This window comes from Prochlorococcus marinus str. MIT 9302, assembly GCF_000759975.1.
Taxonomy (GTDB): Bacteria; Cyanobacteriota; Cyanobacteriia; order PCC-6307; family Cyanobiaceae; genus Prochlorococcus_A; species Prochlorococcus_A marinus_M.
Window position 1 is genome coordinate 1 of record NZ_JNAM01000004.1, and the last position, 25,102, is coordinate 25,102.

Annotated in this window: 22 protein-coding genes and 1 tRNA gene; 11 read left to right on the plus strand and 12 right to left on the minus strand. The window is 33.6% G+C overall.

The window, feature by feature from the left end; translation table 11 throughout:
* Positions 1-2,597 (plus strand): translation initiation factor IF-2 (gene infB, locus EU96_RS07740; protein ID WP_032525895.1); only part of this gene is annotated, 2,597 nt, incomplete at its 5' end.
* 16 nt (positions 2,598-2,613) lie between these two features.
* Here the strand turns inward: infB and EU96_RS07735 are convergent.
* Positions 2,614-2,850: a DUF3493 domain-containing protein gene (locus EU96_RS07735; RefSeq protein ID WP_032525896.1), complete on the minus strand. Its 237-nt coding sequence runs from the start codon at positions 2,848-2,850 to the stop codon at positions 2,614-2,616.
* A 55-nt stretch (positions 2,851-2,905) separates the two neighbouring features.
* Between EU96_RS07735 and EU96_RS07730 the strand changes: the two genes are divergently transcribed.
* The 3 genes from EU96_RS07730 to EU96_RS07720 all read left to right on the plus strand — a co-directional run bounded on the left by EU96_RS07730 (position 2,906) and on the right by EU96_RS07720 (position 5,918).
* Positions 2,906-2,977, plus strand: a tRNA-Thr gene (locus EU96_RS07730).
* A gap of 136 nt (positions 2,978-3,113) precedes the next feature.
* Positions 3,114-4,205: a glycosyltransferase family 2 protein gene (locus EU96_RS07725; RefSeq protein WP_032525897.1), complete on the plus strand. Its 1,092-nt coding sequence runs from the start codon at positions 3,114-3,116 to the stop codon at positions 4,203-4,205.
* Positions 4,206-4,310: 105 nt separating this feature from the next.
* Complete coding sequence (locus tag EU96_RS07720) at positions 4,311-5,918, plus strand: photosystem II high light acclimation radical SAM protein (protein WP_032525898.1); 1,608 nt, start codon at positions 4,311-4,313, stop codon at positions 5,916-5,918.
* Between the two features lie 15 nt (positions 5,919-5,933).
* Here the strand turns inward: EU96_RS07720 and clpS are convergent, their stop codons facing one another.
* Together clpS and EU96_RS07710 are read right to left on the minus strand one after the other, a co-directional pair.
* Positions 5,934-6,251, minus strand: coding sequence for an ATP-dependent Clp protease adapter ClpS (gene clpS, locus EU96_RS07715; RefSeq protein WP_032525899.1), 318 nt, complete (start codon positions 6,249-6,251; stop codon positions 5,934-5,936).
* A 32-nt stretch (positions 6,252-6,283) separates the two neighbouring features.
* Positions 6,284-7,510, minus strand: a complete 1,227-nt coding sequence (locus tag EU96_RS07710; RefSeq protein ID WP_032525900.1) for an LL-diaminopimelate aminotransferase — start codon at positions 7,508-7,510, stop codon at positions 6,284-6,286.
* Between the two features lie 301 nt (positions 7,511-7,811).
* On the opposite strand from EU96_RS07710, the gene EU96_RS07705 reads away from it, so the two are divergent.
* Both EU96_RS07705 and EU96_RS07700 read left to right on the plus strand, forming a co-directional pair.
* A complete protein-coding gene (locus EU96_RS07705) occupies positions 7,812-9,632 on the plus strand; it encodes an Rne/Rng family ribonuclease (protein WP_032525901.1) in 1,821 nt (606 codons plus the stop codon).
* Positions 9,589-10,206 carry a ribonuclease HII gene (locus tag EU96_RS07700; protein ID WP_032525902.1) on the plus strand — a complete coding sequence of 206 codons (618 nt, stop codon included), beginning with the start codon at positions 9,589-9,591 and terminating at the stop codon, positions 10,204-10,206. Before EU96_RS07705 ends, EU96_RS07700 begins: the two co-directional genes overlap by 44 nt.
* On the opposite strand, the gene EU96_RS07695 is transcribed toward EU96_RS07700, so the two are convergent.
* Positions 10,192-10,710 (minus strand): DUF1997 domain-containing protein, encoded by a 519-nt coding sequence (locus tag EU96_RS07695; RefSeq protein ID WP_032525903.1) that lies wholly within the window; start codon positions 10,708-10,710, stop codon positions 10,192-10,194. The genes EU96_RS07700 and EU96_RS07695 overlap by 15 nt on opposite strands.
* Positions 10,711-10,762: 52 nt before the next feature.
* On the opposite strand from EU96_RS07695, the gene pheA reads away from it, so the two are divergent.
* Positions 10,763-11,608: a prephenate dehydratase gene (pheA, locus tag EU96_RS07690; protein WP_032525904.1), complete on the plus strand. Its 846-nt coding sequence runs from the start codon at positions 10,763-10,765 to the stop codon at positions 11,606-11,608.
* 1 nt (position 11,609) lies between these two features.
* Here pheA and EU96_RS07685 read toward each other — a convergent pair whose 3' ends face one another.
* The 7 genes from EU96_RS07685 to rpsL all read right to left on the minus strand — a co-directional run bounded on the left by EU96_RS07685 (position 11,610) and on the right by rpsL (position 17,969).
* Positions 11,610-12,545 (minus strand): methyltransferase domain-containing protein, encoded by a 936-nt coding sequence (locus EU96_RS07685; RefSeq protein WP_032525905.1) that lies wholly within the window; start codon positions 12,543-12,545, stop codon positions 11,610-11,612.
* Positions 12,546-13,202: an LON peptidase substrate-binding domain-containing protein gene (locus EU96_RS07680; protein WP_032525906.1), complete on the minus strand. Its 657-nt coding sequence runs from the start codon at positions 13,200-13,202 to the stop codon at positions 12,546-12,548.
* Between the two features lie 54 nt (positions 13,203-13,256).
* Entirely contained in the window at positions 13,257-13,577 is a 321-nt protein-coding gene (gene rpsJ / locus EU96_RS07675; protein WP_032525907.1) for a 30S ribosomal protein S10, read from the minus strand.
* A 102-nt stretch (positions 13,578-13,679) separates the two neighbouring features.
* Entirely contained in the window at positions 13,680-14,879 is a 1,200-nt protein-coding gene (gene tuf, locus EU96_RS07670; RefSeq protein WP_032525908.1) for an elongation factor Tu, read from the minus strand.
* 45 nt (positions 14,880-14,924) lie between these two features.
* Positions 14,925-17,000, minus strand: a complete 2,076-nt coding sequence (gene fusA / locus EU96_RS07665; protein WP_032525909.1) for an elongation factor G — start codon at positions 16,998-17,000, stop codon at positions 14,925-14,927.
* A gap of 98 nt (positions 17,001-17,098) precedes the next feature.
* Positions 17,099-17,569: a 30S ribosomal protein S7 gene (gene rpsG / locus EU96_RS07660; RefSeq protein WP_025944188.1), complete on the minus strand. Its 471-nt coding sequence runs from the start codon at positions 17,567-17,569 to the stop codon at positions 17,099-17,101.
* 25 nt (positions 17,570-17,594) lie between these two features.
* Entirely contained in the window at positions 17,595-17,969 is a 375-nt protein-coding gene (gene rpsL / locus EU96_RS07655; RefSeq protein WP_002805703.1) for a 30S ribosomal protein S12, read from the minus strand.
* Positions 17,970-18,159: 190 nt separating this feature from the next.
* Here rpsL and gltB point away from each other — a divergent pair, with 190 nt between their 5' ends.
* Positions 18,160-22,734 carry a glutamate synthase large subunit gene (gene gltB, locus EU96_RS07650; RefSeq protein WP_032525910.1) on the plus strand — a complete coding sequence of 1,525 codons (4,575 nt, stop codon included), beginning with the start codon at positions 18,160-18,162 and terminating at the stop codon, positions 22,732-22,734.
* Positions 22,735-23,028, plus strand: coding sequence for a YciI family protein (locus EU96_RS07645; protein WP_032525911.1), 294 nt, complete (start codon positions 22,735-22,737; stop codon positions 23,026-23,028).
* Between the two features lie 5 nt (positions 23,029-23,033).
* Here the strand turns inward: EU96_RS07645 and lipA are convergent, their stop codons facing one another.
* Complete coding sequence (gene lipA, locus EU96_RS07640; RefSeq protein ID WP_032525912.1) at positions 23,034-23,927, minus strand: lipoyl synthase; 894 nt, start codon at positions 23,925-23,927, stop codon at positions 23,034-23,036.
* A 343-nt stretch (positions 23,928-24,270) separates the two neighbouring features.
* Between lipA and EU96_RS07635 the strand changes: the two genes are divergently transcribed.
* Positions 24,271-24,894 (plus strand): recombinase family protein, encoded by a 624-nt coding sequence (locus EU96_RS07635; RefSeq protein WP_080735238.1) that lies wholly within the window; start codon positions 24,271-24,273, stop codon positions 24,892-24,894.
* 1 nt (position 24,895) lies between these two features.
* Complete coding sequence (locus tag EU96_RS07630; protein ID WP_032525914.1) at positions 24,896-25,102, plus strand: hypothetical protein; 207 nt, start codon at positions 24,896-24,898, stop codon at positions 25,100-25,102.

Below are 25,102 nucleotides of genomic sequence, written 5' to 3' on the forward strand. Positions count from 1 at the left end.
CCAATAGACCAGGTGCTCCAAATAGACCTGGCATGCCAAATAGGCCTGGATTAAGAAACAAACCAACAGATCAAGGCAGGCCTGGTTCATTTAATAGACAAGTCAATCCAAATAGACCAGGTGCTCCAAATAGACCTGGTATGCCAAATAGGCCTGGATTAAGAAACAAACCAACAGATCAAGGCAGGCCTGGTTCATTTAATAGACAAGGCAATCCAAATAGACCAGGTGCGTCCAATAGACCAGGCATGCCAAATAGACCTGGTTCAAGATTTAATGGTCAAAAGTCTACTGGGATTAGAAAACCAGTATCACCTAATGAACTTTTGCAACTTCAAAAAAATAAACCTGAAAAAGATAAAGAAGTTACAAAAAATAACGAAAAACAAAATATTGAGTCGCCTAAACAAAAGGCAAAAGCTCCTGCTAGTCGTCCAAATGCAGCTCCGAATTCTAAAAAACCACCTCATAGAGCATTTTCAAATAGTTCAAAAAAACCAGGACGGACAGATTGGGATGATAGTGCAAAACTAGAAGCATTAAGAAATAAGAATCCCCAGAAACAAAGACAGAAAGTTCATATTATCGGAGATAATGATGATTCATTGACATCTGAAACAAGTGGATATTCAGGCGAGAAAATTTCAATATTATCAGCTAGTTTGGCTCGTCCAAAGAAAGAAAAATCTGAAGAATCTAAATCTCAAAAATCTGTAAAACAATTCAAGAAAAAGAAAAAAGAGACTACAAGGCAAAGGCAGAAAAGAAGAGCAATGGAATTAAAGGCTGCCAAAGAGGCCAAACAAGTAAGACCTGAAATGATCATAGTTCCCGAAGATAATTTAACAGTTCAAGAATTAGCTGATAAATTAAGTCTTGAAAGTTCTGAAATAATCAAATCTCTTTTCTTCAAAGGAATAACAGCAACTGTAACTCAATCACTTGATTTAGCAACTATCGAAACAGTTGCAGAAGAATTTGGGGTACCTGTTTTGCAAGATGATATCCAAGAGGCTGCAGAGAAAACTGTAGATATGATTGAATCGGATGATTTTGATAGTCTAATAAAAAGACCGCCTGTTATTACAGTAATGGGCCATGTAGATCATGGAAAAACAAGTCTTTTGGATTCCATCAGAGAATCAAGAGTAGCTTCTGGAGAAGCAGGTGGGATCACTCAACATATAGGCGCCTATCAAGTTGAATTTAAACATGAATCTAAAAAGAAAAAATTGACTTTTCTTGATACTCCTGGTCATGAAGCCTTTACAGCAATGAGAGCAAGGGGTACAAAAGTAACTGATGTAGCAGTACTTGTCGTAGCAGCAGATGATGGGTGTAGACCACAAACACTTGAGGCTATTAGTCATGCAAGAGCTGCAAAAGTGCCAATTGTTGTTGCAATAAATAAAATTGATAAAGAAGGGGCATCTCCAGACAGAGTCAAACAGGAACTATCAGAAAAAAATTTAATTGCTGAAGATTGGGGAGGAGATACAGTAATGGTTCCAGTAAGTGCAATAAAAAAACAAAATATTGATAAATTGCTCGAAATGATTTTATTAGTTTCAGAAGTAGAAGATTTACAAGCCAACCCTGACAGATCGGCTAAAGGTACCGTTATTGAAGCCCACCTAGACAAAGCCAAAGGGCCAGTAGCTACTTTGTTAGTCCAAAATGGGACCTTAAGATCTGGGGATGTTTTGGCCGCAGGTTCAGCCCTTGGAAAAATTAGAGCAATGGTTGATGAACATGGTAATAGAATCAAAGAAGCAGGACCATCATTCCCAGTGGAAGCATTAGGTTTCAGTGAAGTCCCAACAGCAGGAGATGAATTTGAAGTATACTCCGATGAGAAAACCGCTAGAGCTATTGTCGGAGATAGAGCCACAGATGCTAGAGCCACAAAATTAGCTCAGCAAATGGCCTCTAGAAGAGTTAGCTTATCATCCTTATCAACTCAAGCAAATGATGGTGAATTAAAAGAGTTAAACTTAATTCTCAAAGCTGATGTTCAAGGTAGTGTTGAAGCGATATTGGGATCACTAGAACAATTACCCAAAAATGAAGTTCAAGTCAGAGTTCTACTTTCTGCTCCGGGAGAAATAACTGAGACAGATATAGATCTCGCCGCTGCATCAGGCTCAGTAATCATTGGGTTTAACACCTCATTAGCATCTGGAGCAAAGAGAGCAGCTGATGCCAATGATGTTGACATAAGAGAATATGAAGTAATCTATAAACTCCTAGAAGACATTCAGTTGGCTATGGAAGGTCTACTTGAACCTGATCTTGTCGAAGAATCATTAGGTAAAGCAGAAGTTCGTGCAACTTTTGCAGTTGGCAAAGGAGCTATCGCAGGCTGTTATGTACAAACTGGTAAATTACAACGGAATTGTTCTCTAAGAGTTATTAGATCAGATAAAGTTATTTTTGAGGGTGATTTAGACTCACTAAAAAGATCTAAAGATGATGTAAAAGAAGTAAATACAGGATTTGAATGTGGAGTTGGTTGCGATAAATTCTCTTCTTGGAATGAAGGTGACATAATCGAAGGATTCAAATTTGTAACTAAAAAGAGGACATTAACGAAATAAATAAGTATTTAACTTGTTAATCTTTATTCCTATCAAAAAATAATAAAGTAGGGAACAGAATACAAGCACCCAATTGTATAAGAAGATTATTTTGCTGTAAATCACTTCCACTTGCAATTTTGGAAAGCATAATTAGAAGACCCAAAAATGCAGATCCACTAAAAGCTATCCACAATATTCTCCTTAATCCCTTGAAAGGAGTCTGGGTTTCTTTTAATAATCTTTTTTTTAATTCAGGATCTATTTTTGACATAAATTCTTAAAATTATAAACTTAAGTCTATATGAAAAGATTAATATTTTAATTTTGCCGATATAGCTCAGCGGTAGAGCAACTGTCTCGTAAACAGTAGGTCATTGGTTCAATTCCAATTATCGGCATTTCAAAAGAAAATTAAAAACTATATTTATCCTTATAAAAAGGAATATGAAAAAATACTTGAAAATAATTGAAATTAATATTAAGAAGGTAAATAGTCCATATATACTATATTGTCGTTAACAAACTTTTAAAGTAATGAATTCTGTTAATAGTTGGAATTTAACTAACAATAAACTTCATCAATTATTCAAAGATAATAACGAATTTATATCAATTAAAGTCCGGGGTAATACTTGGGAGCCAATTACAAGATGGCTAAGATTTGATTCAAGAATATTTAGAGAAACTACTAGCAAAGCACGAATAAATTTATACGATATTGAATCTCTTGCTGAAATTTATAACTATAGATCAGTTAGGTGGAAAGCAAAAAAATTAACTCCTTTACCAACTAAGGTAATTCCACAATCTCTAAAAAATATTTTTCGCAAAATACCAATCATAAAACAACTTGCCTACGAACTCGAAATAGTTTTTTATAAATATAGTGAAAATATTTCCGAACATTTAATATCAATTGTAATTCCTGCAAGAAATGAAGCTGGTAATAAAGAACTTTTAATTAATGCTTTAAATAAATTCAAAAATATACCCAATAAATTAGAAATTATATTTGTTGAAGGTAATAGCAATGATAATACATATGAAATTTTGAAAGAGTTAAAAGAAAATTTCTCCAATTTCTTCAAGATATCTCTTTTAAAACAAACTTCTAAAGGGAAGAAAAATGCAGTTGTAGAGGGATTTAATCTTTCTTCAGGTGAGACCCTTGCCATAATTGACAGTGATTTTACTGTAGATATTGATGACAGTATTGCAGCAATTATGGAGGCAACCAAAAATAAAAATATTCTAATTAATTGCGCCCGCACAACTTTTCCAATGGAAAAAGATGCGATGAGATGGGCAAATTATATAGGAAATAGACTCTTTGCAGTATTTCTATCAATTCTCATAAATAAGCCTGTATCAGATTCACTTTGTGGAACAAAAGTTTTTTCACGAAAATTCTTTAAACTCATGAAACAAAATGGAAGTTGGGATTCAAAGTCTGACCCATTTGGAGACTTTACAATAATATTTGAAGCTGCAAACAACAATATTAAAATACTAAATTATCCAGTTAGATATTATGCTAGAAAATCTGGAGCACCAAATATATCTAGATGGATAGATGGATTAAAACTTCTCAAAGTATGCTGGATTTATATGATTTCTGATATTTGAATTTAATTAAATTTTCGTTAGTATTTTCCAGGAATTTTTAATTTTTCCAAATTAGTAATAAAATAGTTAGATTCTTAATGAAAAAGATTCATTAAATTTCATGACATGAATTTTAATTTGAAGTTCAAAAAATTAAATAAAAAAAATAACCACAGAAAGCAATATGGAAAAATCCTAACTGTAAGACTGCCATGTAATCCGATATTTCCAATAGGACCTATTTATTTAGCAGACCATATTCATAAATGTTTTCCAAGTATAGAGCAGCAATTTATTGATCTAGCAATAATTCCATCAAATAAAGTTTCCAAATATTTAGCTAGAAAAATTGATCAATTTAGACCTCATATAATCATTTTTTCATGGAGAGATATACAAATTTATGCACCTGTTGATGGCAGAAGTGGAAATCCCCTACAAAACTCTTTTGAGGTTTTCTACTCAAAAAATATCCTTAAAAAAATTAGAGGTTCTTGGGGCGGATTAAAATTAATTGCATCTCATTATGGAGAAATATATAGAAATACTTCTTTATTAAAGATGGGACTAAAAAGAGCACAAAAATACAACAAAGATGTAAAAGTAATTTTAGGAGGTGGAGCTGTTAGTGTCTTCTATGAACAATTAGGAAATCTACTTCCAAAAGGAACTGTTATTTCTGTTGGAGAGGGAGAAAATCTCATTGAGAAAATTATTAGGGGAGATTCTATAGAGGAAGAAAGATGTTACTTTGCTGGACAAAAACCGCGGAATAAATTAATACATGAACAACCTACAGGCACTGTTAAAACTGCCTGCAACTATAAATACATTAAATCAATATGGCCTGAATTCAATTGGTATATAGAAGGTGGAGATTACTATGTAGGGGTGCAAACAAAAAGAGGTTGTCCTCATAATTGCTGTTTCTGTGTTTATACAGTTGTGGAGGGAAAGAAGGTTCGAGTTAATCCTGTTAACGAAGTAATCAAAGAAATGAAGCAATTATATGATCTTGGAGTAAGGGGATTTTGGTTCACAGATGCACAGTTTATTCCATCCAAAAAACATATTGAAGATGCAAAAAAACTTTTGCAAGCTGTTAAGGATCAAGGCTGGGAAGATATTAATTGGGCTGCATACATTAGAGCAGATAATATTGATGCTGAGCTAGCTCAGCTTATGGTTGATACTGGTATGAGCTATTTTGAAATAGGTATCACCTCAGGATCTCAAGAACTTGTTAGAAAAATGAGATTAGCATATGACCTTGAAACGGTATTAAATAATTGCAGAATGCTAGTCCAATCAGGTTTCAAGAACCATGTTTCAGTCAATTATTCATTTAATGTTTTTGATGAAACGCCAAACACCATAAGACAAACAATTGCTTACCATCGAGAATTAGAAAATATTTTTGGTAAAGGCTTAGTTGATCCAGCTATATTCTTTATAGGTTTGCAACCTCACACTCTTCTTGAGAAGTACGCCTTAGATCATAAAATTTTGAAGCCTAATTATAATCCAATGAGCATGATGCCCTGGACAGCGAGAAAACTTCTTTGGAATCCAGGCTCACTAGGAAAAAAACTTGGTCAGGTTTGCTTAGAAGCTTTTGATAATCAAGAAGATGAATTTGGTAAAACAGTTATCAACATTCTTGAGAGAGAATATGGTAAGTCTTCCTTAAAAGTCCGTCCATTATCAGAAAGGAAATTAGCTCATTCTAAATAATAAATTCAAACGTTATTAATCCTCTTTCTCAATTGAACTAGAAATTCCTTTTGATTTTAAAGATTCTGAATAGAATTCTGCTGGCTCCAAATCACACACAATTACCAAACCTACACCCGTATTGTGTGCCTCTAGCATTATGGCGATAGCATCTTGTTCGCTTAATTGCGGAACAACTTCTCGTAGTGAAATAGTGACATACTCCATAGAATTAACTGGGTCATTATGAAGTAAAACCTTATATTTTGGAGATTTATTTTTTACTTCAGCAGGTTTCTTTTCAATCACTGCTGAATTATTACTTACACTTTGTTCTAACTTTATAGATAGCATTTAATTTTTTAGAATCTAAATATTACTAATAATTATATATTAATTATTCTTTCCATTGCATCAATGACGTTTGATCGTGAGTTAAATGCTGACAAACGAAAATAACCCTCTCCTGACAATCCAAATCCGCTCCCAGGTGTGCCCACGACACTAACTTTTTGGAGAAGGAAATCAAAAAAGTCCCAAGATGTCATTTGATCAGGGACTTTAATCCAAATATAAGGAGCATTGTCCCCACCATAAACTTTATATCCTGCAGTCTGAAGTTTATTTTTCATGATTTTTGCATTTTCCATATAAAAATCAATTAAACCTCTCACCTCTTTCTTCCCTTCAAGGGAATAAACAGCCTCTGCTCCTCTCTGAACCACATAATTTACTCCATTGAACTTTGTAGATTGTCGTCTATTCCAAAGAGGCCATAAGTCTATTTCCTCATTTGTTGAGCTCAAACCTTTGAGATTTTTTGGAATTACTGTAAAAGCACATCTAACTCCAGTGAATCCTGCATTCTTTGAAAAAGATCTAAATTCAATAGCACAATCCTTTGCACCATCAATCTCATATATTGAATGGGGAATATCATTATCTTGAATAAATGCTTCATAAGCTGCATCAAAAAGTATTAAAGATTTGTTTTGAAGAGCATAGTCAACCCACTTTTTCAATTCTTCTTTAGTAATCGTTGCTCCAGTTGGATTATTTGGAAAACAAAGATATAAAATATCAACTTTTTTTTCAGGTAGTTCAGGCAGAAAGTTATTTCCCTCGTTCATTGAAAGATATGTCAATCCTTGATAAGTACCATTTTCAAGAGCATCTCCAGTTCTGCCCGTCATAACGTTACTATCTACATAAACAGGGTAAACAGGATCTGTTACAGCAATTGAATTATCTTTGCCAAGAATATCTAAAATATTGCTACTGTCGCATTTAGAACCATCTGACACAAAGATTTCTTCAGGTAATATTTGACAGCCTCTCGAAATAAAATCATGTTCAGATATTTTTTCTCTAAGCCAAGAATAACCTTGTTCTGGTCCATAACCTCTAAAACCTTCTGCTTTTCCCATATCATCTAAAGCTTTACCCATAGCCTCTATGCATGCTCTAGGTAATGGTTCCGTGACATCTCCTATGCCAAGCTTAATAATTTCAGCACTCTTATTTGATTGAGAATATATTTTCACCCTTTTAGCAATTTCCGGGAATAAATAACCTGCTTTGAGTTTTAAATAGTTTTCGTTTACTTGAACCACTTTAGATAAAAAATTTCACCAATATTAGAATAATGGATCAACGTGCTTTAGTGGTGATTAGATGTTAATATTATTTTAGTTATGATAACTTCAAGAGATAATCATAGCTATCAATTCAATTTCAATATAGTTTGAAAATCGTTTAAAGCTTTATAAATAGCAGAATTCAATCACTATTAACTTTATTAATTTTAAAAAGTACATAATACTAGCTATAAAAAAAATTGCTTTCTTAAAAGAAAAAAATCTAATTCTTTACTTTAGATGATTTTCAAAATCCAAACCATTCAGAATCAAATATATGTCTCAGCAAATTATCATCGCTGAGCAGGCTCGTATTGCAGCACTACTCACAGATGATCGAGTTGATGAATTAATCGTCGCACAAGGTCAATATCAAATTGGCGATATTTTTTTAGGAACAGTTGAAAATGTTCTCCCTGGAATTGATGCCGCTTTCATAAATATTGGTGAAAGTGATAAAAATGGATTTATCCATGTTTCAGATCTAGGTCCATTAAGACTCAAAAAAGGTACATTTGGAATAACTGAATTACTAGAACCAAAACAAAAAGTTCTAGTACAGGTAATAAAGGAACCCACAGGATCTAAAGGACCTAGACTAAGCGGGAGTATTTCAATTCCTGGAAAATACATGATATTACAGCCATATGGCCAAGGAGTAAATATTTCCAGAAAAATAAATACAGAAACAGAACGAAGCCGTTTAAAAGCTCTTGGGGTTTTAATCAAACCACCTAGCACAGGTTTACTATTTAGAACAGAGGCTGAAAAGATAAAAGAAGAACTGCTAATTGATGATTTAGAAAATTTAATTCAACAATGGGAAACTGTATTAAAAGTTTCTGAGGCTTCTAATCCACCAAATTTAGTAAAAAGAGATGATGATTTCTCTCTTAAGATCTTAAGAGATCAAATCAAATCATCAACTAAAAGCATAATTATCGATAGTAAATTTTCAGTTGAAAGGGCAAAAGATTTTTTAATAAATTATGAATCTAATATAGATATTGAGTTTCACGATAACAATTTAAACAAGAATATTTTAGAGAAATACAAAATTAAGAAAACAATTGAAACAGCTCTTCAGCCTAGAGTAGATCTTCCTTCTGGGGGTTATATAATTATTGAACCAACTGAAGCTTTAACAGTAATTGATGTAAACTCTGGATCATTTACAAGATCCGCCAACTCAAGACAAACCGTTTTGTGGACTAATTGTGAAGCAGCAGTTGAAATCTCACGACAAATGAAATTAAGAAACATTGGTGGGGTTATTATAGTAGATTTTATTGATATGGAATCAAGAAGAGATCAATTCCAGTTACTTGAACATTTCACTTCAGCAATAAAAGATGATTCTGCTAGGCCTCAAATAGCTCAGCTTACTGAATTAGGTTTAGTTGAGTTAACCAGAAAAAGGCAAGGTCAAAATATATATGAATTATTCGGTAAAAAATGTTCTACATGCAATGGTACAGGACATGTAGAAAATATATTAAATGACGAAAACCCTAACCTAAAAATTAAAAATCTTGAAGAAAAATCTAATAAATCAAACAGTATAAAAGCTTCGGATATAGATACTTCTCAATCAACCGATAAGGAGGAAAAAATAATTGACAAGGAATTACTCAACCACCAGAACCTAGGTAAGGAGAATTTTTCTAATAAAAAAGAAAATGATAATGATGATTTGAACAAATTAAATTCAAAAGAAAAAAATATAATAACTGTCGATCTTACTAATGAAGAAAAAATAGTTTTCAGTCAATTAGGTATTAATCCACTAATAAAGTTAGGAAAAGAATATCTTACCAATAATAATTTTGTTCGTTTAAAAGACAATAGTAAGGAACAAGAAAAAACTTTAAATAACAAAAAAACAAAAGCAAAGCAAATTAAAAAAATCTCAACAATAAAAGAAGAAATTATTGACATTAAAATTGAAACAAATTCAAATTCCAAAGATAAATCAACAAAAAAAACTAATGAGAACAATGAAGTTGTATTTAAAGATAATAATGATGAAATTGAACTTACAAATGAAATAAATAATGCGAGAAAAAAAAGAAGAAGATCTTCAGCAAGTATTGAATAAATTATCCGAAGTTGGAATAGATGAAGTTGGAAGGGGAGCAGTTTTTGGTCCAGTTTTCTCTGCAGTTGTAGTGTTAACTGAAAAAAATAAATTTATCTTGAGACAATTTGGAGTAAGGGATAGTAAAAAATTAACTCCCAAAAAAAGAAAATTACTTTTGCCAAGAATTTTATTACTTTCTTCAGATTATGGGATTGGGCAATCCTCCGTAAGAGAAATAGATAAGCTTGGAATCAGAGTTGCAACAGAACTTTCAATGATAAGAGCTTTAAAAAAATTAAAAGAAAAACCATCTGAACTAATAATTGATGGCCCTTTATTATTAAGGCCATGGCAAGGAACTCAGAAAAACATAATATCCGGAGACTCGAAATTTACAGCAATAGCTTCAGCAAGCATAGTTGCAAAAGTATCTCGCGACAATCTAATGGAAAGGTTAGAAAAAAAATACTCAGGATATTTAATTTCTAAAAATAAAGGTTATGGTACTAGAGAGCATTTTTCAATTATCAAAAAAAATGGAATCACTAATCTTCATAGGAAAAGTTTTTTAAGCAAATCAGATCTTATTTGATTCACACCAACTTAAAAAATCTTTCACTAATTGCTTTTGAACTCTTGACTTTATACCCAACAAAATTCCATTCAATACTGAATGACCAGTAGATTCCAAAATTTTCTTTGGGACCAACTTTAGTAAAGGAGGTTGGCTTACAGTTACCCCTAAAAGCGCCTCTCCTTCTAATCCAATATCAGTTGCTTCCAAATTTGCTTTCAAAATAAGATTAAAGTCATCTATGATACCCAAACCATCCAATTCACTTTCAAGAGCACTCATTTTTAAAATTCCATTTTTATTTTCTACCGCAATTGAAACAACAGGATTGATATCTAATTGAAAAACCTTAAAACTTGTTACTGTATACTTATACCTACCTTCTCCTTCTGGTACTAATTTTTTGGAGTCCAGCATTGCTCCAACAACTCTTTCTTCTTCCAAAAGATATTTAGAAAGATATTCTTTATTCCGTCTTACGGAAAGCTTTAGTTTTTGTTTTGCATCAAAAGACAATAGCATTTTCTATATTCCTCCAATGCTTACTTGATCTCTTTTTTTCTTACTATTAATCATGCGCAAACAAGTTGCATATTTAGGTCCTAAAGGGACATACGCAGAAAAAGCAGCTCATATATTATCAAAGCTTGCCAATTTTCAGACACCTATATTTGTACCATGTAACGGGCTACATTCGGTTATAAAATCAATAGCCTACAACAATTGTGATGCTGCTGTAGTTCCTATTGAAAATTCTGTAGAAGGCGGAGTTACAGCTACTCTAGATGCTCTTTGGAAATTTCCTGATATTTTTATAAATAAAGCAATTGTTTTGCCCATAAAACATGCATTAATTAGTGATGGAGAACTTTCAAATATTTCAGAAGTATTATCTCATCCTCAGGCATTAGCTCAATGTTCAGAATGGTTATCTGAAAATCTTCCAAATGCTATCCCTCTTCCAACAAATTCAACATCAGAAGCTGTGAATATGGTGAAGGGGAGTAAATTTAGAGCAGCTATCGGTTCAAAATCATTAATTCAAATTGAAGGTCTTAAAGAATTAGCCTTTCCTATTAATGATGTCCAAGGAAATTGCACTAGATTTGTCTTATTGAGCAAAGAATTAAATTCTAATTCAGCTAATCTTGCAAGTTTTGCTTTTTCATTAATCTCCAACAAACCCGGTGCTTTACTTAAGGCTATAAATTATATTGCTGATTTTGGCTTTAATATGAGTAAAATAGAGTCTAGACCTTCTAAAAGAGAGTTAGGGGAATACATAATATATATTGATTTAGAAATCAAAAATCAAAATAATATTGAAAACCTTCTTGAATTAAAAAATAATCTAAAACCTCTATGCAATAACTTTATAGATTTTGGAAATTATTTTTCTGAGAATGTTGAGTTAGATTAATTTATCCTCTACATTTATAAACTCCAAACTCCATCAAACCTTTTCTAAATGCCCAATTCATTAAAAGTATTGTCGGGATCTCCCTTATTGACTTAACTATAGCTAAAGGACCGAGAGTCAAAATTGCAAAAGGTCTTCGAATACCTTCAATTATGGAGTCGTACCATGAAGGATTTGTATAAAAATTCCAATTTTCAGAAACAATTAATCCAGCACTGTTTTTATTAGTCCTAAGAATATTAGTAAATTCTTTAATACTTATAAAATTAGGATGTACCCACTGTTCAAGTAATTGTTTAAGAACCAACTTCTCAAAAAAAGAAGGTGGATATGACCTGAGATCTCTTGAATTCCAATCAGCTAATGCCAAATACCCTCCAGGTCTTAAAGTTCTTAGCATTTCATCTGCAAACTTAGCTTTATCATTCATGTGTGCGCCGGCCTCCACACTCCAGACCGCATCAAATGATCCATCTTCAAATTTTAAATTCAATGCATCCATAACTTGGAAGTTGCAATTGCATCCAAGAGGAGTAAGTTCTCTTGCTCTTTTTACTTGAGCAGAACTAATTGTAATTCCAGTAACATTAAAACCATAATATTTAGCAAGAATCCTAGAACTTCCTCCTATTCCACAACCTACATCAAGTATTCTGGACCCTTTTGGCAATTTATCTAAACCACTCCACTTGACTAATTCATGCACAAACTGTACTTTAGCCTTTCTAAAGTCAATATCCCTCCTCTCTGAGGGATAAAAGCCCAAATGTATATGCTCTCCCCACAATCTCTCAAGTAGCTTATCTTGGGTCCAAGCATCATAGGCAGAAGCAACTGTCCCAGAAGAAATATATTTTCTAGAATTAATTCTCCAGACAATAGATAAAGCAAAAAGGAATAAAACCAGTGCAAAAAAAGTAAATATTAATTCAAACATTTAATTTTCTTTTATATCAGGAAAACTCTCTTTCAAAGCTGTTCTTGCTGCCAATTGTTTTCTTGTATGATCAAGCATTTCATATTCCCTTTGCAAACGAGTATAAGTATTTTTTTCCTCTAGAAGTCTTTGCTGCTCCTCCGCAACAGGACCGCCTAAATGAGCGCCTATCCAAAATGATAACTCCATAGGATTGTTAGGTAGTTTATCGGGTAGTTTTTTTTTGGTATTTGTCAATTTACTTGTTAGGTTAATAACATCACTAAGTGCATCTGTAACTAAATCTTTTAGAGAATCTAATTTTTGAAGGTTAACAACATTATCATCACTAATCCAACTTACCATCGCTGTGCAATATGGGGTTGAACGAGTTATTTCTAATACTTGAAATCTTTGTTGTCCGAGAGTGACAATATTACTTCTTCCATCCTCTGCAGTTTGATGTTGTAATATTTGCGCACAGCATCCGACATTAGCCATACTTTTTGTATTTGGATCCCACTTTATCACTCCAAACATGGAATCAGATTCCAAGACAGATTGAAGCATGATTCTGTATCTAGATTCAAAAATGTGCAAAGGCAAAATTTCTTGAGGAAAAAGAACAACTTCCGGCAAAGGGAATAAAGGTAATTCCCTTACTGAAAGCTCTCCCATTTAAACCTCATTAATTTTTCTATAATAATCAATTTAAGTCGTTTTCGGGATTTCTTAAAGTTTAACTTCTATGTCTACACCACTAGGAAGATCCAACTTCATTAAGGCATCAATAGTTTTAGCGGAAGGACTGTAAATATCGATTATTCTTCGGTGAGTTCTTGTTTCAAAATGCTCTCTAGAATCTTTATCAACATGGGGTGACCTCAAGACACAATATATTTTCCTTTTAGTAGGCAAAGGTATTGGACCTATCGCTGAGGCAGAGGTATTATCGGCAGTTTGAATTATTTTGTTGCAAGATAAATCTAGCATTCTTCTATCAAACGCTTTTAGTCTTATTCTTATTTTTTGTTGTGCAATTGATGCAGTCATAATTTCAAATTAACTTCTAGTAATGGGCCATTGATTAAAAATGGCCCTAATCCATTAACTTATATTAGGTTATTGAGGTTAAATTCTTAAAATTCAAATTTATTATTTAAGAATTTTAGAAACAACTCCAGCACCAATAGTACGTCCACCTTCACGGATTGCGAATCGCATTCTTTGTTCAATAGCTACTGGACAAATTAATTCTCCAGTCATCTTGATTCTGTCACCTGGCATAACCATTTCAACATTAGAACCATCATCAGAGGTAAATGCTGTGATTTGACCGGTCACATCAGTTGTTCTGATGTAAAACTGAGGTCTATATCCTGCGAAGAAAGGAGTATGTCGGCCGCCCTCTTCTTTTTTGAGGACATACACTTCTCCTTCAAACTGAGTGTGAGGAGTAATAGAACCTTTCTTAACAAGTACCATTCCTCTCTCAATATCTTCTTTCTGGACACCACGTAACAGTAACCCAACGTTATCTCCAGCCATACCTTCATCGAGAAGTTTGCGGAACATTTCAACGCCAGTAACAGTTGTTAATCTTGTATCTCTTATCCCAACTATTTCAATTTCTTCTCCAACCTTAACTTTACCTCTTTCAATTCTTCCAGTAGCAACAGTTCCTCTACCAGTAATTGAGAAAACATCTTCAACTGCCATCAAAAATGGTTTATCAACTTCTCTTTCCGGTTCAGGGATGCTAGCATCAACTGCTTTCATTAATTCTTCAATTTTTGATTCCCAAGTAGAATCACCTTCAAGAGCTTTTAAACCAGAAACTTGGACTATAGGAATATCATCTCCTGGGAAGTCATAACTATCTAATAGTTCTCTGATTTCCATTTCAACAAGTTCAATAATTTCTTCATCATCGACCATATCGCATTTGTTTAGAGCAACTACAAGAGCAGGAACTCCAACTTGTTTAGCTAGAAGAATATGCTCTTTTGTTTGCGCCATAGGACCATCTGTCGCTGCGCAAACTAGAATAGCTCCGTCCATTTGGGCAGCACCTGTAATCATGTTTTTCACATAATCAGCATGTCCAGGACAATCGACATGAGCATAATGTCTGCCTTCAGTTTCATATTCTACGTGAGCCGTATTAATTGTAATGCCCCGCTCTCTTTCCTCAGGAGCACCATCAATGTCTCCATAGTCTTGAGCTTGAGCTTGACCTTTTTTTGCTAATACATTTGTAATAGCAGCAGTAAGTGTTGTTTTTCCATGATCAACATGGCCAATAGTACCTATGTTGACATGTGGTTTGTTCCTTTCGAACTTCTCGCGAGCCATTTTGAATTAAAGAATCGAGGGTTTAAGAGTGTTTTAGTTTAGAGATCAGGAGTTGCCCTGATTCTTGGAAATGATAGCTTCAGCAACATTACGAGGAACTTCCTCATAATTTGCGAACTCCATTGAAAATATACCCCGACCTTGAGTCATTGATCGGAGTTGAGTAGCATAACCGAACATTTCGGCTAAGGGTACTTTGGCCTGTACCTTAGACAATCCATCATCAACAGATTGTCCTTCTACTTGACCTCTTCTAGAAGAGAGATCACCAATTACAGAGCCAAGAAAGTCGTCAGGACTTTCGACCTCAACTTTCATCATAGGCTCTAAGAGGACAGGATTACATTTTTTAACCCCATCTTTAAAAGCCATGGAACCTGCAATTTTGAAAGCCATTTCAGATGAGTCTACATCGTGGAATGAACCATCGACTAGTGTTACTTTTACATCAATGAGTGGATAACCGGCAAGAACACCAGATTCGCAGGTTTCTTTCATTCCATTAGATGCAGGCCCAATGTACTCTTTTGGTACAGTTCCACCAACAATTTTGTTGACAAATTCAAAACCTTTACCAACTTCAGCAGGTTCCATTTCAATTATTACATGACCATATTGACCTTTTCCTCCAGTTTGCCTTGCATATTTCCCTTCACCTTTAGAGCTAGATCTAATGGTCTCTCTATACGAAACTTGAGGAGCTCCAATATTAGCTTCAACTTTAAATTCCCTTAACATTCTGTCAACAAGTATTTCTAGGTGCAACTCACCCATACCAGCAATTACAGTTTGATTTGTCTCAGGATCTGTACTTACCCTAAATGTTGGATCCTCTTCAGACAAAGCAGTTAAAGCTTTTGATAATTTTTCCATATCCCCTTTGGTTTTTGGCTCGACGGCCACTGAGATAACTGGTTCAGGGATAAACAATGTCTCCAAAACTATAGGATCTTCTGTATTACACAAAGTATCACCAGTTGTTGTGTTCTTTAGACCTAATACAGCTCCTAAATCACCAGCCCTCAATTCATCAACCTCCTCTCTTTCATCAGCCTTTAGAATAACTAATCTAGAAATTCTCTCTTTAGCATCTTTAGTGGAATTCATGACATAACTTCCCTTTGAAAGAACACCTGAATACATTCTTACAAAAGTTAATTTCCCATAGGGATCTGACATCACTTTGAAAGCTAATGCACTGAAAGGAGCATTATCATCTGAAGGTCTAAAATCTTCTTTACCACTTGGTAAAACACCTTGTATTGGTTTAACATCAACTGGAGCTGGCAAGTAATCAACAACAGCATCTAAGACAAGTTGAACTCCTTTATTCTTAAAAGCTGAACCACACAATACAGGTACCAATCCATGTTTTAAAACCCCTTCTCTAATACCTTTTTTCAGTTGTTCTTCAGATAATTCTCCTGTTTCAAGAAATACTTCTATTAACTCTTCATCATTTTCTGCTACGCTCTCCATCAACTTATTTCGCCACTCTGCAGCTTCCGCCTCCATTGCAGAAGGGATCGGTGCTTCTTCAATATCTGTACCTAAATCATTTTTGTAGAGATAAGCTTTATTAGCAACTAAATCAATAATGCCTGTTAGATCACCTTCAGATCCAATAGGCAACTGTATAGGAAGTGCATTTGCCTTTAGTCGATCTTTAATTTGATTATTCACTTTTAAAAAATCTGCGCCAGTTCTATCCATTTTGTTAACAAAAACCATTCTTGGAACTGAGTACCTATCCGCTTGACGCCAAACTGTTTCAGATTGAGGTTGAACTCCACCAACAGCGCAAAATACTGCAATAACTCCATCCAAGACTCGCATTGATCTTTCCACTTCAATGGTAAAATCAACGTGTCCTGGAGTGTCAATAATATTTATCCTGTGATCTTGCCAACTTGTAGATATTGCAGCAGCAGTAATAGTTATTCCTCTTTCTCTTTCTTGAGCCATCCAATCTGTTACGGCAGCGCCATCATGAACCTCACCTATCTTGTGAACTACACCTGAATAAAACAATATTCTTTCGGTTGTTGTTGTCTTCCCTGCATCAATATGAGCGGCTATACCTATGTTTCTTACTCGTTCTAGGGGAAAGTCGCGTGCCAATTTTAAAGCTCCAAATAAAATAATTTTTGATAAGTATAGTTCACACTAAAAAGTAAACTTTTATAATAATAAACTACTTAAGTACCTTTTTGACGAAATTAATATCTGTAATGAGCAAATGCTTTATTTGCTTCAGCCATTTTATGAGTATCTTCTCTTTTTTTGACTGAACTACCAGTTTCATTTGCCGCATCCATTAACTCACCAGCAAGTTTTTGGGACATACTTTTGCCATTTCTTGCTCGAGAGAATGTTACAAGCCATCTTAATGCCATAGCTATACCCCTCTCTTGGCGCACTTCCATTGGAACTTGATATGTGGCACCACCAACTCTTCTAGCTCTTACCTCGACAAGAGGAGTAGCATTTTTTACAGCTGTTTCAAATAATTCAACAGCATTCCCACCAGTTCTCTCACTTATTAGTGAAAAAGCATCAGACAATATTCTTTGTGCTGTAGATTTCTTACCATGTTTCATCAATCTAGAAATCATCATTGAAGCTAAACGACTATTAAACTGGGGATCTGGAAGAACTGGTCTTTTTACTGCTGCGTTACGACGTGACATGTTTTTTAAAAGTACTGTTTACAAATTAATCTTTTGGAGCTTTTGCTCCGTATTTAGATCTGGATTGACGTCTATCTTTGACTCCAGCTGTATCTAAAGTTCCTCTTATTATATGATATCTAACTCCCGGTAAATCTTTAACCCTTCCTCCTCTAAGTAGGACTACAGAGTGCTCTTGCAAATTATGTCCAATGCCAGGGATATAAGCTGTTACTTCGAAACCGGAGGTCAATCTTACCCTCGCAACTTTTCTTAGAGCTGAATTAGGTTTTTTAGGAGTTGATGTATAAACCCTTGTACATACCCCTCTTCTCTCAGGGCAAGCTTTAAGTGCAGGTGATTTTGTTTTTTTTGTCAGACGTTTTCTTTCTGATCCTACTAATTGAGAAATGGTGGGCATCTAATATATGTTAAATAAAATAAACATTCAACTATCATAACCTTTTGCGCGCACCAACCAAAGGTTTTAATCATATTTAAAAAAATCTTGAAAATAAAATTGTTTACTAAATATTCATTATTTTTAGATTTATTTTGATATTTATTTTTATAATAGAGATACATCAATAACTAAATAGAATAAATAATCTATGGGAGAGAGTATCAAAAGAATAGTTGAGCCATATCAAGATAGTTTTTCCCCAAATGGAATAATTGGTGAAAAAGATGCTTGTGGAGTTGGTTTTATAGCAAATATCAATGGGCTAGAAAGCAACTGGATTCTTAAACAATCGCTAAAGGGACTTAACTGCATGGAGCATAGAGGTGGTTGTGGAGGAGATAGTGATTCAGGAGATGGCGCAGGCATTTTATGTTCAATTCCCTGGGGATATATCGATCCAAAAATGAATCTTGAAAATACACAAGACTTGGATAGAGGTTTAGGCATGGTTTTTATGCCTAATAAAAAAGAGAAAATTGAAGAATGTAAATCAATATGTGAAAAAGAAGCAGAGAAATTAAGAGTCAAGAAAACATTTTGGAGAACAGTACCTGTTAACAATGAAATCTTAGGTCCTTTAGCTAAAGCAAATGCTCCGTTCATAAGTCAGTGGATTATCTACATAGATAAAAAAGATAATCAGGATATTGAGAGGCTTTTATTCCAATTAAGAAAAAGAATTGAGAAAAAAATAAGAAAAGCTTTTAAAAACCATGTTGGTGATTGTGAATTTTATTTTGCTTCTCTGAGTTCTCAAACAGTTGTATATAAAGGCATGGTTCGTTCTGAAATATTATCTGAGTTTTATCAAGATCTAAAAGACGAAAATTTTAGAGTCTCATTTTCCGTTTACCATAGGAGGTTTAGTACTAATACACTTCCAAAATGGCCGCTAGCCCAGCCCATGAGATTTTTAGGTCATAATGGTGAAATAAACACTCTCTTAGGTAATATCAACTGGGCTAAGGCATCAGAAACACATATTGATGATTTTTGGGGAGACTTATCTAATGAAATCAAGCCTATCGTAGATGTAAATAAAAGTGATTCATCAAATCTCGATGCAACTCTTGAAATCAATATTCGTTCAGGTCAACCCATTACCGACTCATTATTAAAACTTGTTCCTGAAGCATTTAGAGATCAACCCGAACTTGAACAAAGAGGGGAGATTAAAGCATTTTACGAATATTCTGCGAGCCTACAAGAAGCCTGGGATGGTCCTGCCCTCCTTGTATTTGCTGATGGAAATTTTGTCGGAGCAACGCTTGATAGAAATGGTCTAAGACCAGCAAGATATTCAATAACAAACGATGGTTTTGTAATAATGGGTTCCGAAACAGGAGTGGTAGATCTCGAAGAGGAAAGAGTAATAGAAAAAGGTCGATTAGGACCCGGGCAAATGTTAGCTGTTGATTTTCATCAAAATAAAGTTCTGAGAAATTGGGAAGTAAAGACTGAAGCTGCTCAAAGGCATAACTATAAAAATCTCTTAAAAAATAGAATTTTAAAAATTGAAAATAATGAATGGTTAAAAGACTGCAAGCTAAAAGACCTTGAGTTATTACAACAGCAAACTGCATATGGTTTTTCAGCGGAAGATAATGATCTTATCTTAGATTCAATGGCCTCATTAGCTAAAGAACCTACTTATTGCATGGGAGATGACATCCCATTAGCGGTACTCTCTTCAAAGCCACATATTTTATATGACTATTTCAAGCAAAGATTTGCGCAAGTTACTAATCCTCCAATTGACCCTCTAAGAGAAAAACTTGTCATGAGTTTAGAAATGCATCTTGGAGAAAGATGTACACCATTTGAGATTAAAGGAGCTAAACCTTTTGTTCATTTACAAACTCCAATTCTCAACGAAGAAGAGCTCTTAACAATAAAAAAATCAAAAATTAAATCTCAAACAATTTCAAGTTTGTTTAATATTGAAGAAGGTTTGCAAGGCTTAGAGAACCAATTAAAAACAATTTGTGAACAGAGTGAGCTCTCTATAAAAGAGGGTTGTTCCATAATTATTATTTCTGATAAGGGGATTAATCCTAAAAAGACTTTTATTCCTCCATTACTTGCTGTTGGAGCAATTCATCATTATCTTCTTAAAAAAGAAATCAGATTAAAAGCTTCTCTCATAGTTGAGACAGGGCAATGTTGGAGTACACATCACTTAGCTTGTTTAATTGGTTATGGTGCAAGCGCAGTTTGTCCTTGGCTAACCTTCGAAGCTGGTAGACACTGGTTAAAGCATCCAAAAACTCAAAAACTTATAGATAGCAAAAAAATTAATCCATTATCAATAATTGATGTTCAAGAAAATATTAAAAAAGCTCTAGAAGATGGTCTTAGAAAAATTCTTTCAAAAATAGGCATCTCACTTTTGTCTAGTTATCATGGTGCACAAATTTTTGAAGCTGTAGGCCTTGGATCTGACTTAATAAAAATTGCTTTTGATGGGACAACAAGCCGTATCGCTGGCATAACATTAAAAGAATTAACTAATGAAACACTTTCAATACATACGAAAGCCTATCCAGAGATCGATTTAAAGAAATTAGAATTTTTAGGATTTGTACAATTTAGAAATAATGGAGAATATCACTCTAATAATCCTGAGATGTCCAAAGTTTTACATACAGCTGTAAAACAAGGACCAGGATACGATCATTTTGAAACTTACAAAAAACTCATTAGTAATAGACCGACAACATCTCTAAGAGATTTACTAACAATTAATTCAAAAAGAAAAAGCATTCCATTAGATGAAGTTGAAAGTGTTGAATCAATTTGCAACAGATTCTGTACTGGAGGAATGAGTTTGGGTGCTTTATCAAGAGAAGCGCATGAAGTTCTAGCAGTTGCAATGAATAGAATTGGTGGAAAAAGTAACAGTGGAGAAGGTGGGGAAGATCCAGCTCGTTTTAATGTTTTAAATGATATTGATGAAAATACTCAATCAGCGACGTTGCCATTTATTAAAGGTCTAAAAAATGGAGACACCGCATGCTCAGCTATTAAACAAATAGCATCAGGTAGATTTGGAGTTACACCTGAATATCTAAGAAGTGGTAAACAACTCGAAATTAAAATGGCCCAAGGTGCAAAACCTGGAGAAGGGGGACAATTGCCTGGTCCAAAAGTTGATGCTTACATCGCAAAACTAAGAAATAGTAAACCTGGAGTAGCTCTAATATCTCCTCCCCCGCACCATGATATTTATTCAATTGAAGATTTAGCTCAACTTATACATGACTTACACCAAGTTCATCCACAAGCGAAAGTGAGCGTTAAACTTGTTTCCGAAATTGGTATAGGCACTATTGCTGCTGGAGTAAGCAAAGCTAATGCAGATGTAATTCAAATTTCAGGACATGACGGAGGAACAGGTGCTTCCCCCCTCAGTTCTATCAAACATGCAGGTTTACCATGGGAACTAGGTGTTGCTGAGGTTCATAAATCTCTCTTAGAGAATAACTTACGTGAAAGAGTAATTTTAAGAACTGATGGAGGTCTTAAAACAGGCTGGGATGTAGTTATTGCAGCCTTACTAGGTGCTGAAGAATACGGTTTCGGTTCTGTAGCGATGATTGCTGAAGGATGCATAATGGCTCGGGTTTGTCATACAAACAAGTGTCCTGTTGGAGTTGCCACTCAAAAAGAAGAATTAAGGAAAAGATTTAAAGGTATTCCAGAAAATGTTGTCAATTTTTTCTTGTATATTGCTCAAGAAGTAAGGCAGATAATGAGTAGTATCGGTGTTTCTAAAATGGAAGAACTGATTGGAAATCAAGAATTTCTTTCTGCAAGAAATATCGGTCTTCCAAAAACTTCTAATATCGATCTTTCTTCTTTAGTAAATAATGAACACTCAACCACTGATAGATCATGGTTAAAACATTCACAAAATCCTCATAGTAATGGTTCTGTATTAGAAGACGAGTTTTTGTCAGATACTGAATTTATAGATTCAATTAAAAATCACAAAAAATTAACCAAAGAAATTGAGATAAAAAATACTGATAGAAGTGTTTGTGCGAAAATATCAGGCGAAATCGCAGAACTTCATGGCAACACAGGATTCAATGGCGAAATCAACTTAAATTTCAAAGGATTTGCAGGACAGAGCTTTGGTGCCTTTTTATTGAAGGGAATGAATGTTCAATTAATAGGAGAAGCTAATGATTATGTATGCAAAGGAATGAATGGAGGAATACTGACTATTATTCCACCGAAAATAGATAAAAGCTCCTCTGAGCAAGTTATTTTAGGAAACACCTGTCTTTATGGAGCAACAGGAGGAAAATTATTTGCATTAGGTAAATCGGGAGAAAGATTTGCAGTAAGGAATAGTGGCGCCACAGCAGTAACAGAGGGAGCAGGTGACCATTGTTGTGAATATATGACTGGTGGGAAAGTAGTTATTCTAGGTAGCACAGGAAGGAATATTGGTGCGGGCATGACTGGTGGAATAGCTTTCATACTCGATGAGAATAATGATTTAAGCAATAAAGTTAATAAGGAAATAGTAAGCATTCATAAAATAACTTCATCAAAGCAGGAAGAAATCTTATTGGAAATTATTGGAGAATATCAAGCAAAAACAGATAGCTTAAAGGCTGCCAAAATGATTGAAAATTGGTCTTATTTCAAGAGTTCTTTCAAATTAATAGTTCCCCCAAGCGAGGAAGAGATGCTTGGCATAAAGAAAATGTAAATGCCTTTCTTTGTAAAAACTGAAATCATAAAAAAAGAATACTTAATTAAGTATGATTTAAAAAGAAAAATAATTAAAGAACATATTGATTGGATAAAAAAATTAAAAAAAGAGGGAATTAATATAAAAAGTGGCTTTTTGGTAGATGAGTTAAATAGGCCAGGTGACGGCGGATTACTTATTCTTGAGATGAATAATTATAAAAATGCACTAAAAATAATTAAGAATGATCCAATGATTAAAAATGATCTAGTTGAATGGAAATTAAATGAGTGGGTAGATTCAAATAAATGAAATAACTATCTTGGATACTTTTTCATAAGTTTTTGAATTTCTTCAGCATGATAACTACTACGAGTTAAAGGTGAACTAACTACTTGCATGAAGTTTAAATCTTTTTCCCCGAACGCTTTAAAGTAGTTAAATTTTGAAGGACTCACAAATCTTTTCACAGGTAAATGATTAGGGCCAGGAGATAAATATTGGCCAATAGTAACAATATCAACGAAATTACTTTTTAAATCCTTAAGCAGACTTAAGACCTCCTCGTCTTTTTCCCCTAAACCAAGCATAAAGCCTGACTTTGTATAAACATTGGGAGAGTAGTCTCTGGTTCTTTTAAGCAACTCAAGAGTTCTTTCATATTTACCCTGAGGTCTTACTTTTTTATATAGCGATGGCACTGTTTCAATATTGTGGTTTAAAACATTTGGATTAGAATCAAGAACTTTTTCAAGCGCTTTCCAGTTGCCGCAAAAATCAGGAATTAAAAGCTCAATAGTAGTTTCAGGAGATTTTTCTCTTACTTGATAAACACATTGAAAAAATTGAGATGCGCCACCATCCTCAAGATCGTCTCTATTAACTGATGTGATTACAACATGCTTAAGCTTCATTCTAAAAACAGCTTCGGCTAGACGATATGGTTCTGTTGGGTCTAAGTCTCTCTTCGATCTATCAAAATCAATATCGCAATATGGACATGCCCTTGTACAACCAGGACCCATTATAAGGAAAGTTGCAGTTCCACTAGCAAAACATTCACCAATATTTGGACAACTTGCTTCTTGACATACGGTATTGAGATTTAAATCATTTAATAAATTTGCAGTATTACCAATTCGCTCAACTTGTGGAGCTTTTACCCTTAACCATTCAGGTTTTGAAATTAAACTATTAGGATTATTAGTCACATTAACTCTTCTTGACCTGTAATTTTATTTTACTAAAAACAAGATGAATTAACTATTAATAATTTCAAAGATGAAGATCATTCAATAGAAGTAAAGAAATAAATGAATTCAACTAATCCTTCTGCAATTTAGAAAATCTTAATTAAATTTACTTGTCACACAACATACTTGTATCATTAACTAAAATTTAGACAGATTTCAGAACGTTATTTTTAATACAGATATCAGAACATGATAACTTTAGAATAAAGCAAAAAAAATCTTCAATATCTAATCTAATTTGTACTAAAAAGTGTTTTTTTAGTTATTAATTGGTACAGTAAAAAATATATGTAATAAAACATTGAATTTCAAATTCAAAAGAAAACGTCTTTTACTATCTGAAAAAAATAAAAACTCTAAAGTCATTGGATATGCTAGAGCTACTAATAATGAATTGGAATATTTAGAGGAGCAAATACAAAATTTAAAGGAAGAAGGTTGCAGTGTAGTGTTCTCTGAATTTATAAGTTTAGAGGAAGAAATCAAACCCCAACTCAATAAAGCTATTAATTGCTTATCTAAAGGAGATGAATTAATAATAACTCAGCTTGATAGAGCATTTAAAAATAAAAAAGAATGTTTAGTGACAATAAATAAACTTATTAATAAGAATATTAAATTGCGAACTTTGACTGGTTTTTTTGCGGTTAATAATTCCTCTAAAACAAATTCTTCAATTTTTAAAATTTTATATGAATTAGATAATTTAGCAGACAAAAGTTTAGGTGAAAGAAAAAAAGAACAACTATTACGTAGAAAATTATCTGGGAATAATCTAGGAGGAAGGCCCAAGATAAGTCCTTTAAAAGAATCTCTAGTAATCAGATTGCGTAATGAGGGATATTCATATCGATCAATCCGATCACAAACAGGAATTGCATTGTCAACAATAAGGAGAATAATTTTGGAAGGAGAACTAAGATAAAATGAGGGATAAAGAAATTGAAAATTTAATTAAAGAAAATTTTAAAGATACAGCATTGCGTATTTATGAATTAGATAATGAAGATAGAAAAAGTTTATTAGCAGAATATAGAGAATGGATTATGAATGATTTAGATTTTAACGAAGTAATGATGTTGCCTTATGAAGCCTATACTGACAAATTAGATTCCAATTTCTTAGACGATTAA

Coding starts and splice junctions, on each gene's coding strand:
- EU96_RS07735 (WP_032525896.1), bottom strand. CDS start 2,850: ATGTCAAAAATAGATCCTGAATTAAAAAAAAGATTATTAAAAGAAACC.
- EU96_RS07725 (WP_032525897.1), top strand. CDS start 3,114: ATGAATTCTGTTAATAGTTGGAATTTAACTAACAATAAACTTCATCAA.
- EU96_RS07720 (WP_032525898.1), top strand. CDS start 4,311: ATGAATTTTAATTTGAAGTTCAAAAAATTAAATAAAAAAAATAACCAC.
- clpS (WP_032525899.1), bottom strand. CDS start 6,251: ATGCTATCTATAAAGTTAGAACAAAGTGTAAGTAATAATTCAGCAGTG.
- EU96_RS07705 (WP_032525901.1), top strand. CDS start 7,812: ATGTCTCAGCAAATTATCATCGCTGAGCAGGCTCGTATTGCAGCACTA.
- EU96_RS07700 (WP_032525902.1), top strand. CDS start 9,589: ATGCGAGAAAAAAAAGAAGAAGATCTTCAGCAAGTATTGAATAAATTA.
- EU96_RS07695 (WP_032525903.1), bottom strand. CDS start 10,710: ATGCTATTGTCTTTTGATGCAAAACAAAAACTAAAGCTTTCCGTAAGA.
- pheA (WP_032525904.1), top strand. CDS start 10,763: ATGCGCAAACAAGTTGCATATTTAGGTCCTAAAGGGACATACGCAGAA.
- EU96_RS07685 (WP_032525905.1), bottom strand. CDS start 12,545: ATGTTTGAATTAATATTTACTTTTTTTGCACTGGTTTTATTCCTTTTT.
- EU96_RS07680 (WP_032525906.1), bottom strand. CDS start 13,202: ATGGGAGAGCTTTCAGTAAGGGAATTACCTTTATTCCCTTTGCCGGAA.
- rpsJ (WP_032525907.1), bottom strand. CDS start 13,577: ATGACTGCATCAATTGCACAACAAAAAATAAGAATAAGACTAAAAGCG.
- tuf (WP_032525908.1), bottom strand. CDS start 14,879: ATGGCTCGCGAGAAGTTCGAAAGGAACAAACCACATGTCAACATAGGT.
- rpsG (WP_025944188.1), bottom strand. CDS start 17,569: ATGTCACGTCGTAACGCAGCAGTAAAAAGACCAGTTCTTCCAGATCCC.
- rpsL (WP_002805703.1), bottom strand. CDS start 17,969: ATGCCCACCATTTCTCAATTAGTAGGATCAGAAAGAAAACGTCTGACA.
- gltB (WP_032525910.1), top strand. CDS start 18,160: ATGGGAGAGAGTATCAAAAGAATAGTTGAGCCATATCAAGATAGTTTT.
- EU96_RS07645 (WP_032525911.1), top strand. CDS start 22,735: ATGCCTTTCTTTGTAAAAACTGAAATCATAAAAAAAGAATACTTAATT.
- EU96_RS07630 (WP_032525914.1), top strand. CDS start 24,896: ATGAGGGATAAAGAAATTGAAAATTTAATTAAAGAAAATTTTAAAGAT.